Source organism: Herbaspirillum rhizosphaerae (assembly GCF_001189965.1).
GTDB lineage: Bacteria > Pseudomonadota > Gammaproteobacteria > Burkholderiales > Burkholderiaceae_D > Herbaspirillum > Herbaspirillum rhizosphaerae.
In genome coordinates this window covers 152,621-166,979 of sequence record NZ_LFLU01000010.1, presented here as the reverse complement: position 1 = coordinate 166,979, position 14,359 = coordinate 152,621, and the positions used below count along the sequence as shown (strand labels likewise).

12 protein-coding genes are annotated in these 14,359 nt (G+C 60.4%); 3 read left to right on the top strand and 9 right to left on the bottom strand.

The genetic code is table 11. From position 1 onward, the window contains the following. Positions 1-13: 13 nt before the first annotated feature. Together AKL25_RS15130 and AKL25_RS15125 are read right to left on the bottom strand one after the other, a co-directional pair. Entirely contained in the window at positions 14-1,873 is a 1,860-nt protein-coding gene (locus AKL25_RS15130; RefSeq protein ID WP_050478518.1) for an amidohydrolase, read from the bottom strand. 103 nt (positions 1,874-1,976) lie between these two features. Then, positions 1,977-2,630, bottom strand: a complete 654-nt coding sequence (locus AKL25_RS15125; protein WP_050478517.1) for a hydrolase — start codon at positions 2,628-2,630, stop codon at positions 1,977-1,979. A 345-nt stretch (positions 2,631-2,975) separates the two neighbouring features. Here AKL25_RS15125 and dkgB point away from each other — a divergent pair, with 345 nt between their 5' ends. Then, positions 2,976-3,779: a 2,5-didehydrogluconate reductase DkgB gene (gene dkgB, locus AKL25_RS15120; protein ID WP_050478516.1), complete on the top strand. Its 804-nt coding sequence runs from the start codon at positions 2,976-2,978 to the stop codon at positions 3,777-3,779. 363 nt (positions 3,780-4,142) lie between these two features. Beyond that, positions 4,143-5,168, top strand: coding sequence for an alpha/beta hydrolase (locus AKL25_RS15115; RefSeq protein WP_050478515.1), 1,026 nt, complete (start codon positions 4,143-4,145; stop codon positions 5,166-5,168). Between the two features lie 70 nt (positions 5,169-5,238). Here the strand turns inward: AKL25_RS15115 and AKL25_RS15110 are convergent, their stop codons facing one another. From AKL25_RS15110 to AKL25_RS15100, 3 genes are all read right to left on the bottom strand, one after another. Beyond that, complete coding sequence (locus AKL25_RS15110) at positions 5,239-6,537, bottom strand: MFS transporter (RefSeq protein WP_050478514.1); 1,299 nt, start codon at positions 6,535-6,537, stop codon at positions 5,239-5,241. A 155-nt stretch (positions 6,538-6,692) separates the two neighbouring features. Then, a complete protein-coding gene (locus AKL25_RS15105; RefSeq protein ID WP_050478513.1) occupies positions 6,693-7,127 on the bottom strand; it encodes a MarR family winged helix-turn-helix transcriptional regulator in 435 nt (144 codons plus the stop codon). A gap of 182 nt (positions 7,128-7,309) precedes the next feature. Beyond that, positions 7,310-7,906, bottom strand: coding sequence for a winged helix-turn-helix transcriptional regulator (locus AKL25_RS15100; RefSeq protein ID WP_050478512.1), 597 nt, complete (start codon positions 7,904-7,906; stop codon positions 7,310-7,312). A 91-nt stretch (positions 7,907-7,997) separates the two neighbouring features. Here AKL25_RS15100 and AKL25_RS15095 point away from each other — a divergent pair, with 91 nt between their 5' ends. Then, positions 7,998-8,465, top strand: coding sequence for a MaoC family dehydratase (locus tag AKL25_RS15095; RefSeq protein ID WP_050478511.1), 468 nt, complete (start codon positions 7,998-8,000; stop codon positions 8,463-8,465). Positions 8,466-8,477: 12 nt separating this feature from the next. Here the strand turns inward: AKL25_RS15095 and AKL25_RS15090 are convergent, their stop codons facing one another. From AKL25_RS15090 to hmgA, 4 genes are all read right to left on the bottom strand, one after another. Continuing rightward, entirely contained in the window at positions 8,478-10,397 is a 1,920-nt protein-coding gene (locus tag AKL25_RS15090; RefSeq protein WP_050478510.1) for a putative bifunctional diguanylate cyclase/phosphodiesterase, read from the bottom strand. A 581-nt stretch (positions 10,398-10,978) separates the two neighbouring features. After that, complete coding sequence (gene maiA, locus AKL25_RS15085; protein ID WP_050478509.1) at positions 10,979-11,629, bottom strand: maleylacetoacetate isomerase; 651 nt, start codon at positions 11,627-11,629, stop codon at positions 10,979-10,981. 36 nt (positions 11,630-11,665) lie between these two features. Then, positions 11,666-13,006 carry a fumarylacetoacetase gene (fahA, locus tag AKL25_RS15080; protein WP_050478508.1) on the bottom strand — a complete coding sequence of 447 codons (1,341 nt, stop codon included), beginning with the start codon at positions 13,004-13,006 and terminating at the stop codon, positions 11,666-11,668. Further along, entirely contained in the window at positions 13,003-14,349 is a 1,347-nt protein-coding gene (gene hmgA / locus AKL25_RS15075) for a homogentisate 1,2-dioxygenase (protein WP_050478507.1), read from the bottom strand. Before hmgA ends, fahA begins: the two co-directional genes overlap by 4 nt. Positions 14,350-14,359: the final 10 nt, after the last annotated feature.

Below are 14,359 nucleotides of genomic sequence, written 5' to 3'. Positions count from 1 at the left end.
TTTAAACTCCGAATCAGAAAGCGAAGCAGCTGCAACCCAGCGCGCCCCAGAAGCCCGAAAAGTTCGAGGCAGGCACCGACGAGCGGCGGGCGACATCATGCGAGTGGGCGTGCACGTTGCAGGCGCCGGCGCATTGATGCGGCATCGCGGATTGCTTTTGTGGCGCGGCGGCCGACTTGGCCACCGGACGATAGTGACCCGGCACGGTCTTCACCGGCGACCAGTCAGGCAAGACCGGGATCGGCGGCGGCGCCAGCGGATCGAATTCGGCGGCGCCGTAGACGATCTTGCCGCCGACCACGGTCATCACCGATTCAATGGCCTTGATGTCTTCTTCCGGCACGCTGAAGAAATCCGTCGACAGCACCGCGAGGTCGGCCAGTTGGCCTTCCTTGATGCGGCCCTTCTTGCCTTGCTCGCTGGAGAACCAGGCGCTGCCGGCCGTCCACAGTTCGAGCGCGGTTTCACGCGGCAAGCCGGCTTCGGCCAGTTGCAGGCCGCCGACGGTCTTGCCGGACACCAGCCAGTACAACGCAGTCCACGGGTTATAGCTGGCGACGCGGGTGGCGTCGGTGCCGGCGCCGACCGGCACGCCCATGTCGAGCATGCGCTGCACCGGCGGCGTGGCCTTGGCGGCTTCCTTGCCATAACGATCGACGAAATATTCGCCCTGGAAGGCCATGCGATGCTGGATCGCCAGGCCGCCGCCGAGCTCACGCACGCGCTCGATATTGCGCGGCGAAATGGTTTCGGCGTGGTCGAACATCCAATGCAAGCCGTTGAACGGAATCTCGCGGTTCACTTTTTCGAACACGTCCAGCATGCGGCTGATCGATTCGTCATAGGTCGCATGCAGGCGGAACGGCCAGCGGTTCGACACCAGATGGCGCACGACTTTTTCCAGTTCGTCTTCCATGCCGGCGGCCAGTTCGGGACGCGGTTCGAGGAAGTCTTCAAAGTCGGCTGCCGAGAACACCAGCATTTCGCCGGCGCCGTTGTGACGGAAAAAGTCGTCGCCCTGCCCCGGCGTGATCATGTCGGTCCAGCGCTGGAAGTCTTCCAGCTCCTGGTTCTTGCGCTGGGTGAACAGGTTGTAGGCGATGCGGATCGTCAGTTGCTGCTCGCGCGCCAGCTGGTCGATGATGGCGTAGTCTTCCGGATAATTCTGGAAGCCGCCGCCGGCGTCGATGGCGCTGGTGACGCCGAGGCGATTGAGTTCGCGCATGAACTGGCGCGTCGAATTGACTTGCTGGTCCAGCGGCAGCGACGGGCCTTTGGCCAGCGTCGCGTACAGGATCATGGCGTTGGGACGGGCGATCAGCATGCCGGTCGGATTGCCGGCGGCATCGCGCTGGATTTCGCCGCCCGGCGGGTTCGGCGTGTCCTTGGTGTAACCGACGGCGCGCAAGGCGGCGCGGTTGAGCAAGGCGCGATCGTACAGATGCAGGATGAACACCGGGGTGTCAGGCGCTGCAGCGTTGATTTCGTCGAGCGTCGGCATGCGGCGCTCGGCAAATTGGAATTCAGTCCAGCCGCCGACCACGCGCACCCATTGCGGATGCGGCGTGCGCAGCGCTTGTTCGCGCAACATGCGCAGTGCGTCTGCCAGCGAGGGCACGCCTTCCCAGCGCAGTTCGAGGTTGTAGTTCAGGCCGCCGCGGATCAGGTGGATGTGCGAATCGTTCAGTCCCGGCACGACGCTGCGGCCGTTGAGGTCGACCACTTGGGTCTTGGCGCCGCGATGGCGCATGGCGGCTTCGGCATCGCCGACGGCGAGAAACTTGCCGTCCTTGATCGCTACGGCGGAAGCCAGCGCTTGCTCTTTGTCGATGGTGTGGAATTTTCCGTTCAGCAGAATCAGGTCGGCGCTCATGTTCACTCCTGGAGGTAGTCGTTATGTTTTGTCGGGGGATTTCTACACTGCGGGATCCTGTTTTCTCTTGAGACAGGATCCCGGATGAAAGCTCAGTAACGGGTTAATGGCCTTCGGATGCGTTGAACATGGTTTTAGCGTAAATCAAACCCAGACCGTATGCGCCGCCGTTGGCGATGGCGGTTGCCACGGTTTCGTTGTAAGTCTCGGTGCGCGCCCAGTCGCGTTGCAGTTCGAGCAGGTATTGCAGCGATGTCATCGGACGCGCACCCAGCTGGATCATGCGCTCGATGGCACGTTGATGCGCTTCATTCGAGACGTCGCCGCTGGCGTCGGTGATCACATAGACTTCAAAGCCTTGATCCAGCGCCGACAGCGCAGGACCGACGATGCACACCGATGTCCACAGGCCGGCCAGCACGATCTTGTCCTTGCCGATGGCGTTGACGCGGTCGGCGATGCGTGGGTCTTCCCAGGTGTTCATGCTGGTGCGGTCGATCACTTCTTCGTTCGGGAACACCGATTTGATTTCATCGAACATCGGGCCGGAGAAGGATTTTTCGGCGACTGTTGTCAAAATTGTCGATACCTTGAATTCCTTGGCGGCCTTGGCGACCAGGGCGACGTTGTTGCGCAGGGTGACCATGTCGATCGAATGAGTGGCGAAGGACATCTGCGACTGATGGTCAATCATGATCAGTGTGTGGTTGCTTGGGTTCAGCAGTGTCTTGCCTGGTTGTGCTTTTGCGATTGCCATGATGTTCTCCTGAGATATGGTCGATTAATTCGATAAGGGTGGGTGCTTTGTTTGGTGTCCGTCTTTCTCTTTGTCGTTCACCATGGAGCGAAGTATGGGCGAACAAGAAACGAAAGAAAAACGGAAAGATTGACGATCAATTATCGAAATATTCGAAAGTTGATTTCAGCATGCTCAACGTGAAGATCTTTGCTCTTGAGGCAATAAAGTTTTGCCTTCCACCCTATTTTTGCAACAACTATTTAGCTGCATACTTCAGTCCATGCAGGGGAACACAAAAACATTTCCCCTGTCTCCGCCATTGCGCCGGCCCGTGCCCGCGCCCCGTCTCTACAAAGGAAAACCATGAACAACATTCCCGCTTTCGGCCTCGGCACCTTCCGTCTGAAAGACCAGCAAGTCATCGACTCGGTCAGCAACGGCCTCGATCTGGGCTATCGCCACATCGATACCGCCCAGATCTACGGCAATGAAGCCGATGTCGGCAAGGCCATCGCCGCCGCCAAGGTGGCGCGCGACGAACTGTTCGTCACCACCAAGATCTGGACGGAGAATTTGTCCAAAGACAAGCTCATCCCCAGCCTGAAGGAAAGCCTGGCCAAACTGCAGATGGACCAGGTCGACCTGACGCTGATCCACTGGCCGGCGCCGAACGACAGCATCGCCGTCGCGACCTATATGGAAGCGCTGGCCGAAGCTAAGGCGCAAGGGCTGACGAAGCTGATCGGCGTGTCGAACTTCACCATCGCTCATCTGAAGCAAGCCATCGACGCCGTCGGCGCCAGTGAAATCGCGACCCAGCAGATCGAGATCCATCCTTTCCTGCAAAACCGCAAGGTAGTGGATTTCACCCGCAGCCAACACATCCACCTGACTGCCTATATGCCGCTGGCTTACGGCAAGGTGATGACCGATCCGGTGATTGTTGAGATCGCCAAGGCGCATCAGGCCAATCCGGCTCAGATCGCGCTGGCGTGGTCGCTGCAGCAGGGCTTTGCCACCATCCCGTCGTCGACGAAGCGCGCCAACCTGGAAAGCAATCTGGCGGCGAAGGACATCCGCCTGACGGATGCCGAGATGGATGCCATCTCCCGGCTCGATCGCAACGATCGTCTGGCCAATCCCGATTTTGCGCCGCAATGGGATTGAGCCGAAAACTCAGTTGAACCCGCCGCTCTCTCCTCATCGCATCGGGAGAGATGCACGCAAAACCCCACCTGTATCGCCGATGCAGATGGGGTTTTGTCACTGTTGCGCCCCTGCTTCTAGTTCGCCCCGCGTTCCGGAAAATGTCGCGTGTTGTATTTTTATCTTTAAATTGCTTGCAATTTAATTTCCATCAATTTAATATTCAGTCCATGCACTCACCCAACGAACCGGTCGCCAGCGATAGCGCGGCCTACGAAGAGGACAGCGCATGCAGCACGCATTTGAGATACAGAAGCATCAAATATATTGCACACAATTTAATTGCTTGATTCAAAACTACCCCGACCACCGAAAGGAAACATCATGAAATCGATCAAACAACTTCTCGCCCTCAGCACCGTTGCACTGGCTGCAGCCTCTGCCGTGCAAAACGCAACTGCCGCTTCGGTGGAACCGCAAACCCAGGGTTTCCTCGACGTGCTGTCCGCCGCCGGCGGCCCTCCGATCTACACACTGACACCGGAACAAGCCCGCAATCTGCTGGCTGGCGCGCAGTCCGGCAAGGTCGCCAAGCCGGCCGCCGACATCGAAGACCGTGTGATCCCGGTCGGCCCGACCGGCAGCACACGCATCCGCATCCTGCGTCCGCAAGGCAACAAGGAAACGCTGCCGGTGGTGATGTACTTCCACGGCGCGGGCTGGGTGATGGGCGACGTCAATACGCATGACCGCCTGGTGCGCCAGATCGTTGACGGCGCCAAGGTCGCCGTGGTGTTCGTCGATTACGACCGTTCGCCGGAAGCGCGTTATCCGATCGCCATCGAGCAAGACTATGCCGCGACCAAATACGTCGCCGAGCACGCCGCCGAGTTCAACGTCGATGCGAGCCGCCTGGCGATTGCCGGCGACAGCGTGGGCGGCAACATGACTGCCGTGGTGAGCCTGCTGGCGAAGGAGCGCAAAGGTCCGGCGATCAAGTACCAGGTGTTGTTTTACCCGGTAACCGACACCAATTTCGAGAACGGTTCGTACAACCAGTTCGCCAACGGCCCATGGCTGACCAAGGAAGCGATGAAGTGGTTCTGGAACGCCTACCTGCCGGCCGGCGCCAACCGCAAGGATCCGCATATCGCACCGCTGAACGCGACCCTGGAACAGTTGAAGGATCTGCCGCCGGCGCTGGTCATCACTGACGAAAACGATGTGCTGCGCGACGAAGGTGAAGCCTACGCCGCCAAGCTGGCCAAGGCAGGCGTGCCGGTGACACAGGTGCGCTACCTCGGCACCATCCATGACTTCGTGATGCTCAATGCGCTGGGCGATACACCAGCCGCGAAGAGCGCTGTCGATCTGGCGACTTCCAGCCTGCGCAAGGCGCTGGCGAAGTAATCAAGGCAAGGCAATAAAAACCGCCCGCTCCTTTTCGGGACGCGGGCGGCTTTTATCGGATGAAGCGAAATTATGCGGCAACCGCTACCGGCTTGTCATGCTGCTGGCCCTTGATGCGCAACACCATCACCGCGCCGATCAGACAGGCCACGCCCATCAGTATCGATGACGCCGTATAGTCGCCGAGATTGGCGCGCATGAAGCCCGATATCGTGGTGGCGGCAGCGGCGCCGAGTTGGTGACCGGCGACGATCCAGCCGAACACGATCGGCGCGGCCAGACGACCGAACACGTCATTGGCCAGACGCACGGTCGGCGGTACGGTAGCGATCCAGTCGAGTCCGTAGAAGACCGCAAACACGGTCAAGCCGAAATAGTCGAGGCCGAATGCATAAGGCAGGAAGATCAGCGCGATGCCGCGCAGGCCGTAGTACCAGAACAGCAGCACGCGTGGATTGAAGCGATCCGACAACCAGCCGGACAAGGTGGTGCCAACCAGATCAAGCATGCCCATCGCGGCCAGGATGCTGGCGCCGCCGACTTCGGAAATACCGTAGTCGTTGCACATGGCGATGAACTGCGTGCCTATGTAGCCGTTGGTGCTCATGCCACAGACGAAGAAGCTGAAAAACAGCAGCCAGAAGTCGCGCACCTTCATCGCCTGGCGCAGCGCATCGAAGGCGATCGCCAACGGATTGCGCTGTGCCACGGCGGCGTCAGCCGGCGCATCGGCCGCCTGGCCGTAACGGCGCAGACCGACGTCGGATGGACGCTCCGGCAGGAACAACGCCACCAGCGGCACCGCCACGGCAGCCACGATGGCGACCAGGAACGCCACCGAACGCCAGCCGTAATGTTCCACCATCGACGCCATCAGCGGCAGGAACACCATCTGGCCCGTTGCTGCGCTTGCCGTGAGCAAACCCATGGCAAGGCCGCGGCGCATTTCAAACCAACGGCTGACAATCGTCGCGCCCAGCGTGTTGGCGGCAACGCCGGTGCCCGAGCCAACCAGCAAGCCCCAAGTCATGACCATGTGCCACGGCATTTGCATCAGCGTGCTCAGGGCGGTGCCGACTGACAGCAGCACCAGCGCGCCCATTACCACCGGACGGATGCCGAAACGCTGCATGGCTGCCGCCGCGAACGGACCGATCAGGCCGTACAAGGCGATGTTGAAGGAAATCGCCAGCGAAATGGTGGAACGATTCCAGCCGAACTCATGCTCCAGCGGCAGGATCATGACCGACGGCGTGGCGCGGATGCCGGCCGAGGTCAGCAACACGAGGAAGATGACGGCGACCACCACCCAGGCGTAACTGAACCGGTGTGAGGTGCGCGTGGCGATGGCTTGCGTGACTTTATTCATGACGCTCAATCAGAGAAGGATAAAAAGAAGAATAAAAAACCATCAATGCCTGGCGTACTGATGTACTGATGACACTGATGGTGCTCATGATGCTGCTAACTGACTTGCTGACCGGGTTACCCGTTGCCGATACTGAAGATCCTGGCGCTGCCGGATCAGGCTTCCTGCAAGCGTTCGTAGGCGTCGTCGATCATGCCCGACAAGGCCGCATGCATGTCTTCGCCCAGCAAGCCGTCGATTTCCAGCTGCGCTTCCACCCAGTTGTGGCGCGCGGCATCCAGCTTGGCCTTGCCTGCCGTACTCAGGGTCAGCCCGAAGGAGCGCTTGTCGACGTGCTCATCCGGCGGCATGTCGACGGTGGCGATCCAGCCGGCGGTCATTAGCGGCTTGATGTTGCGGCTCAGCGTGCTACGATCCATGCCCATCTCCGCCGCCAGGCGAAGATTGGCGATGGAGCCGTGCTTGCCCACCCGGCTCAGCAGCGAATACTGGCTGATGGTCAGCTCGTCCGGCAATAAATGCCGGTCATAAATCGACGTGATGCGACGGGTAAGCCGACGCAAACGGGTGCAAGTACACTGGTTAAACATGCTCAATTACCTTCCGGATCGATCTGTCCAGTTATCTGCTGGATAAATCGATGCATATGCATTAATGTATATGCATACTAATGAATGTGAAGAAGCCTGTCAAGCGACCTTGAATGCGAGCCCCAAAAAAATGGCGCCGTAACAACGGCGCCATTTCCGGACAAAAAAGAATAGTGAATCGCTCAGGCGCTTTTCTTCGCGGCCTTCTTGCGCGGCGTCTTGGCCAGTGCCGCAGGCTCATCCATCTCCGGTTGCCCGACAGAATTGTCGCCGCCATCGTTGGCTGCAGCCGCACGTTCGCGCGCAAAGTTGATGCGACGGATCATGCTCTCATTGGCTTGCGGACCGGGGGTAAAGACAAACTCAGGAGAACTCAGCGGCTTGCCGGTCTTGCGGTCGACCATGATCGGATCGGCCACTTCGCCGGAAGTCGAATCGACCAGCAGCACGCTCGGACCTTCGGGCGCGAAATGCTTGTTGCCCCAGCTGTTGAGCGCGACCAGAATGGAGCGGAAATCGCGTCCCAGGTCGGTCAGGATATATTCATAACGCGGCGGACGCTCGCTGTACTGGCGGCGCTCCAGCAGGCCGGATTCGACCAGTGAATTGAGGCGGCGCGTCAGCATGTTGGGCGCAATGTCCAGGCTCTTCTGGAACTGGTCGAAACGCGTCAGCCCGTGCATCGCATCGCGCAGGATCAGAATGCTCCACCACTCGCCCACGCGTTCGAGCGTACGGGCGACCGGGCATTGCATGTTGCCAAAGCTTTTACGTTCCATAGACAAGTCCCATCAAGCTGATTATCATTCGATTGAACAACTTACTATCATTTTGATACTGACATTATAAAACAACTCGAGGGAGACTGCCATGCCTGATATTTCCAACGCGCCGATGTATCTGGAAGACTTCACCGCCGGCCAGAAATTCAGTGTCGCCGCCACCGAAACACTGAGCGCCGACGACATCAAAGCCTTCGCCGCGAGCTACGACCCGCAGCCCTTCCATCTGGATGAAGCCGCAGCGGCGCAGAGTTTTTTTGGCGGCCTGGCGGCCAGCGGCTGGCATACGGCGGCGCTGACCATGCGCCTGCTGGTGAAGACGCTGCCGATCAGGGGCGGCGTCATCGGCGCGGGTTTTGAAGAATTCCGCTGGCCGCGCCCTACCCGTCCGGGCGACGTGCTGCGCGTTGAAGTCGAGGTGCTGGAACTGAAATTCTCGCAGTCGAAACCGCAGCAGGGCTTCCTCAAGCACCGCGTCACCACCTTCAATCAGAATAACGAGCCGGTGCTGGTCATGACCGGTAACCTCCTGGTCCCGCGCCGGCCGCAAGCTTGATCTGTCGATCATTTAATTTTCAAAGATGAACTGCGTCGCCTTGTCGGCCGATAAGGGACGGCCGTAGAAATAGCCCTGGATCTCGTCGCAACCCCAGGCGCGCAGCAACTCGCGCTGGCTGGCGGTTTCGACGCCTTCGGCGATGACCGACAGGCCGAGATGGTGGCCGAGGTTGATGACCGCCTGCACGATCGCCGCGTCTTCGCTGTTGGGGCGCAGATGGCGGATGAAGGACTGGTCGATCTTGAGCTTGTCGATGGAAAAACGCTTGAGGTAGGCCAGCGACGAATACCCCGTCCCGAAGTCATCGATCGCCAGCGTCAGGCCGCGCTTGCGCAGGTCTTCCAGCAACTCGATGGTGCGTTCGACATCGCGCATGACGATGCCTTCGGTGATTTCCAGCTCGATGAAGGAGGGATCGATCTGGCTTTCGCTCAAGGTTTCGGTGACGCGGCGCAGGAAGGACGGATGGTGGAACTGGCGCGGCGAAATGTTGACCGCGATGACGAACTTGCGCGGCGTCTCCAGGCTCCAGATCTTGGCCTGGCGGCAGGCTTCCGCCAGCACCCAGTCGCCGATCGGCACGATCAGGCCGGACTCTTCGGCCAGCGGGATGAAGTCGGCCGGCGAGATCAGCTCGCCGTTGCGGCGCCAGCGCACCAGCGCCTCGAAGCCGACCAGCCGGTCGTCGGTCAAGCCTTGCTGCGGCTGAAAGTGCAATTCCAGTTCGTTGCGCTCGATGGCGTGACGCAGTTGCGCTTCCAGCGCCAGACGCTCCTGCGCGCGCGTGTTGAGCGCATTCGAATACTGCACGAAACAATCGCCGCCGGCGTCGCGCGCCGCCTGCAAGGCAGCATCGGCATTCTGCAGCAGATGCGCAGGCTCGGCGCCGTCGCGCGGATATTCGGCGCCGCCCATGCTCATGCTGGAAAAAATCTCATGCTGGCCGAATTCAAACGGCTGGCGCATGTATTCCTGCAGGCTAGACAGGGCTTCCTGAAAATTCACATGATCGCCCTTGGACTTATAGAGGATCGCGACATTGGCGCCGTTGAGACGGAACACCTCGCCGCCGTGGCGCTCCGCCGCGCGCTTGATGCGGCCCGCCATCTCTTGCATCAGGCGATCGCCGAAGGCATGGCCAAGGCCGCCGACAACGCGCTCAAAACGGTCGATCATGCCCAACACCACGGTGTGCGGCTGGTCTTCCATGGTCTTGAGACGGCGCTCGAACGAGCCGCGGTGCGCCAGCCCGGTCAGAGGATCGTGAGCCGCAGCAAAGGCCAGCGCATTCTCCGAGCGGAAGCGCGCCCACACGTGATACATCATGAACAAGGCCACCAGCAACATACCGACGCTGTACACATGCACCAGCCACGAAATGTGATCGACACCGGTGTTGGCCATCTCGCCAACGCGGTATACCGAACCCTCGACGTCCAGCTTGGCTTTGTCGAGCAGATTGCGGATCGTATTGGTTTTGACGTTGAGGTCGCCCAGCAACGCGCGCGCCTGATCGCGATTGGCGGTCTGCGTCTGCAACAGTTTTTCCAGGGCCGGGCCCATTGCCAGCACCGCATCGTAGTTACTGACCAGTGCCGACATCTGCGCCGTCTGCCGCAGGTCGCGACGAACAAAATCGAAATTGGCGCGCATCTGTTCGGCGGCGACGGATTCAATATGATCGAAGCGATCGCGGCCGACGGAAGCCACGTAGTATTTGTTCAGCGCCAACTGATAGCGCAGCAAGGCGCTTTCAAAATCCGAAAGATGACGCAGGGTTGGGATGTTTTCCTTCAACAGCGGGGTGGTTGACGAACGAATATCATTGGCCGTGCGCGCCATGGCAAAGAACAGCGCGATGCCGGCGGCAATCACGACCACCAGCAAACCGTAAATCGCCCAGCGATAACGTCGGCTGACTACTTGCATAAAAAGAACCCCAGCGAAGAGACCTACCCCCGGAAGCTGCGTCGCCGTCGACAGGACAAGGGCGCAAACCACCTCCGGATCGCGCCGCGCCAACATTGATTGCCGCCCGACGATACCTCAGCGGCGGCTCATTGTTCGGCGGGACGATGACGGCAGCGTTCCCTGCTCCCCGTTTACGGCGAAACTGTATTTCCCTGAGTCAGACTTGATCATTATAGGCAGGCGCCTCAGCAGCCCCTGCATCATTGCTTTTATCCACAGCGCTTGTCTGAGCGTCTTGTTATTTTGATTCGGTAGTTTAGCGAAGAAAATTATACCGGCAATACAGTTATCAACCGTATTTCCGGCGGACCGCTGTAGCAATAGAGAAAGATATTTGGCAAATTTCCAACAAGAATGCCTGGATTCTTTTCCGTCGCGCTGAAAGATGCCCGTTTTTGGGGCAAGCCGACCATGGGAATAGCGTACCGCTGGAAAGGTCTTACCGGCTGGATGGGCAGGAACCGGGAGCGGATGCCCGGCTTGCCTTGCCCTGCGCCATCCATGAATGAGGAAGGAGTGAAACGACGGGTGAACGGACCTCAGGCTGCGTCGGGCTGTGCCGACGGCTGCGCCAATTGGAACGCTTCGAGCTGACTACAGGCTTCATCAATGGCCGCCAGCGTCGGATAAGGCGTCATGTCGACCTCGAAGCGACGCGCATTGAAGATCTGCGGAATCAGGCAGCAATCGGCCATCGTCGGCGTGTCGCCGAAACAGAAACGCCCGCGCTGCGGACTTGCCGCCAGTTGCTGTTCCAGTGCGGCGAAGCCGAGCTTGACCCAATGCTGTATCCACTGCTGCTTGACCTCGTCGCTCACGCCCAGCTCCTGCTTGAGCATGCGCAGCACCCGCAGGTTATTCAGCGGATGGATATCGCAGGCGATCGCCAGCGATATCTCGCGCACATGGGCGCGATCGAGCAAACCCGGCGGCAGCAGCGCCGGCGTGGGAAAGCGTTCTTCCAGATACTCCAGCATCGCCAGCGATTGCGTGATGTGACGCCCCTCTTCTTCCATCACCGGCACCAGCGATTGCGGATTCAGGGCGCTGAATGCCGGCGCGAATTGTTCGCCGCCGTTGTTGACCAGATGCACCGGCACGGTATCGTAGGACTGGCCTTTCAGGTTCAGGGCGATGCGCACCCGATAGGACGCCGAACTGCGGAAGTAGCTGTAGAGATGAATCGTCATGCCGGGGTCTCCTTAAGGCTTGTTTTATCTGAATGATTACAGCGAACGCGCCGGCAGCACCGTGCCCGCCACCTCGCCGAAACCGATGCGCGGCAAGCCCTCGCGCCCGGCCCAGCCGCGCATGACGACGGTGTCGCCGTCTTCGATGAAGATGCGCGTCTCGCCGTTGGCCAGGCTGATCGACTGCTTGCCGCCGGCGGTCAGTTCCAGCAGAGAGCCGGCCGACTCCGGCGCCGGTCCCGACAAGGTACCTGAACCCAGCAAATCGCCGGCGCGCAGGTTGCAGCCGCCGACGGTGTGATGCGCCACCAGTTGCGATACGGTCCAGTAAGCATCCTTGAAATTTCCCAGCGACAGACGCTGCGGCGGCGTGCCCGCTTCGCGCATGGCTTTGGTCTGCAACAGCACTTCCAGCTGCACGTCGAAAGCGCCGTGCGCGCGCAGATCGGCGGAATCCAGATACGCCATCGGCTGCGGGTCATCGGCGTCGCGCGTCCATGCGGCGCGATACGGCGCCAGTGCTTCGATCGTGACGATCCACGGCGAAATGGTCGAGGCGAAATTCTTCGCCAGGAAAGGGCCGAGCGGCTGGTATTCCCACGCCTGCACATCGCGCGCCGACCAGTCGTTCAACAGGCACAGGCCGAACACATGCGACTCCGCCCGGCCGATGTCGATGGCGTCGCCGATGGCGTTGCCCTGTCCCATGAAGACGCCGACTTCCATTTCATAATCGAGGCGCTTGCACGGACCGAACACCGGCGTGTCCGACGTCGGCGGCTTGGTCTGCCCGACCGGGCGGTGGAATTGCTGGCCCGACACAGCGATCGACGAAGAGCGGCCGTGATAACCGATCGGCACCCATTTGTAATTGGGCAGCAGAGGATTGTCGGGACGGAATAATTTGCCGACGGCGGTCGCGTGATGGATGGAAGTGTAGAAATCGGTGTAATCGCCGATCTGCGCCGGCAAGGCGTGCTCCGCTTCAGCCTGCGGCACCAGCGTCGGCTCCAGCTGCGACTGGTGCACCGAGCCTTCGCGCAGCAAGGTCGACAGCGCCAGGCGCAGCGCCGACCAGCTTGCGGCGTCGAGTTCCATCAAGAGATTGAGATTGCTGCCGGTCGTCGCAGCAAGGATGGCCTGATGCGTGACTTCGCCAAAACCGCCGAACGCGCCGCTCTCAAATGCCGCGCGCAAATCGAGGATCCGGTCGCCGATGGCGACGCCGACGCGGAAGCTTTCTCCACTGCCCTTGCGGCGAAACACGCCATACGGCAGGTTCTGAATCGGAAAATCGTTACCGGCGCGATTGGCCGAGGCAACCCAGCTGCGCAGGGCGACGTCGTGTGTTTCGTTCAAATTCAAAGAGGGGCTCATTGTTGCTCCGGAGCTTGTTGCGGGTTGAAGTGCTTCCTGATGTCCATCCAGCACTGATAATAATTTTTCTGCAGCGTCGGCGACGTCAATGCGTGACGCGTCGGCTTGATGACGTTGCGCGTCTCGAACATGAAGGCCATCGTATCGGCCACCTTGTTCGGCTTGCTGGTATCGCTGCGGCTGGCTTTTTCGAAAGTCGCGCCGTCGGGGCCGTGGCCGGTCATGCAATTGTGCAGGCTGGCGCCGCCGGGACGGAAGCCCTCGGCCTTGGCGTCGTACTCGCCGTGGATCAGCCCCATGAACTCGCTCGCGACATTGCGATGGAACCAGGGCGGACGGAAGGTATGTTCGGCCGCCAGCCAGCGCGGCGGAAAGATCACGAAATCCAGCGTATCCACGCCCGGCGTATCGCTCTGCGCCTGCAGCACCAGGAAGATCGATGGATCGGGATGGTCGTAGCTGATCGAACCGATGGTGTTGAAATGGCGCAGGTCGTATTTGTACGGCGCGTAGTTGCCGTGCCAGGCCACCACGTCCAGCGGCGAATGGCCGATCTTCGCCTGCCACAGGTTGCCGCCGAATTTGGCGATCAGGCGAAAGTCGCCTTCGCGATCTTCATACCAGGCCTGCGGCGTGAGGAAGTCGCGCGGATTGGCGAGGCCGTTGGAACCGAGCGGACCCAGATCCGGCAGGCGCAGCAGCGCCCCGAAGTTTTCGCAGACATAACCTTGCGCCTGGCCGTCCGGCAGCTTCACCTGAAAGCGCACGCCGCGCGGAATCACTGCGATCTCCTGCGGCTCGATCTCGATCACGCCCAGTTCGGTCAGCAATTGCAGGCGCCCGGCTTGCGGCACGATCAGCAACTCGCCGTCGGCCGAGTAGAAGAAGCTGTCCGTCATCGACTGATTGGCCGCATACAAATGAATCGCGCAACCGGTCTGGGCATCGGGCGAACCGTTGCCGGCCATGGTGATCAAGCCGGCGACGAAGTCCGTCGGCGCGGCCGGCATGGCCTGCGGATCCCAACGGAACTGGTTCGGCGGCGTCTCGACATCGTCGAAGCGCGCGATCAGGCCGTTGTCGATGCGCACGAACGGCTCATGCATCGCCGCCGGACGAATCCGGTATAGCCAGGAGCGGCGATTATGGCTGCGCGGCGCCGTGAAGGCGGTGCCGGAAACCTGCTCGGCGTACAGACCGTAGGCGACTTGCTGCGGCGAATTCTGATTCGCCGGCAAGGCGCCCGGCAGCGCTTCCGTTGCGAACTCGTTGCCGAAGCCGGATTGATAACTGGCAGTCTGCATCGCCGCTTTGGCGAGAGAAGATTCTGCAAGCGTATTCATGATCGTCCTT

Coding starts and splice junctions, on each gene's coding strand:
- hmgA (WP_050478507.1), bottom strand. CDS start 14,349: ATGAATACGCTTGCAGAATCTTCTCTCGCCAAAGCGGCGATGCAGACT.
- maiA (WP_050478509.1), bottom strand. CDS start 11,629: ATGACGATTCATCTCTACAGCTACTTCCGCAGTTCGGCGTCCTATCGG.
- AKL25_RS15100 (WP_050478512.1), bottom strand. CDS start 7,906: ATGGAACGTAAAAGCTTTGGCAACATGCAATGCCCGGTCGCCCGTACG.
- AKL25_RS15130 (WP_050478518.1), bottom strand. CDS start 1,873: ATGAGCGCCGACCTGATTCTGCTGAACGGAAAATTCCACACCATCGAC.
- AKL25_RS15095 (WP_050478511.1), top strand. CDS start 7,998: ATGCCTGATATTTCCAACGCGCCGATGTATCTGGAAGACTTCACCGCC.
- AKL25_RS15115 (WP_050478515.1), top strand. CDS start 4,143: ATGAAATCGATCAAACAACTTCTCGCCCTCAGCACCGTTGCACTGGCT.
- AKL25_RS15105 (WP_050478513.1), bottom strand. CDS start 7,127: ATGTTTAACCAGTGTACTTGCACCCGTTTGCGTCGGCTTACCCGTCGC.
- AKL25_RS15090 (WP_050478510.1), bottom strand. CDS start 10,397: ATGCAAGTAGTCAGCCGACGTTATCGCTGGGCGATTTACGGTTTGCTG.
- AKL25_RS15125 (WP_050478517.1), bottom strand. CDS start 2,630: ATGGCAATCGCAAAAGCACAACCAGGCAAGACACTGCTGAACCCAAGC.
- fahA (WP_050478508.1), bottom strand. CDS start 13,006: ATGAGCCCCTCTTTGAATTTGAACGAAACACACGACGTCGCCCTGCGC.
- AKL25_RS15110 (WP_050478514.1), bottom strand. CDS start 6,537: ATGAATAAAGTCACGCAAGCCATCGCCACGCGCACCTCACACCGGTTC.
- dkgB (WP_050478516.1), top strand. CDS start 2,976: ATGAACAACATTCCCGCTTTCGGCCTCGGCACCTTCCGTCTGAAAGAC.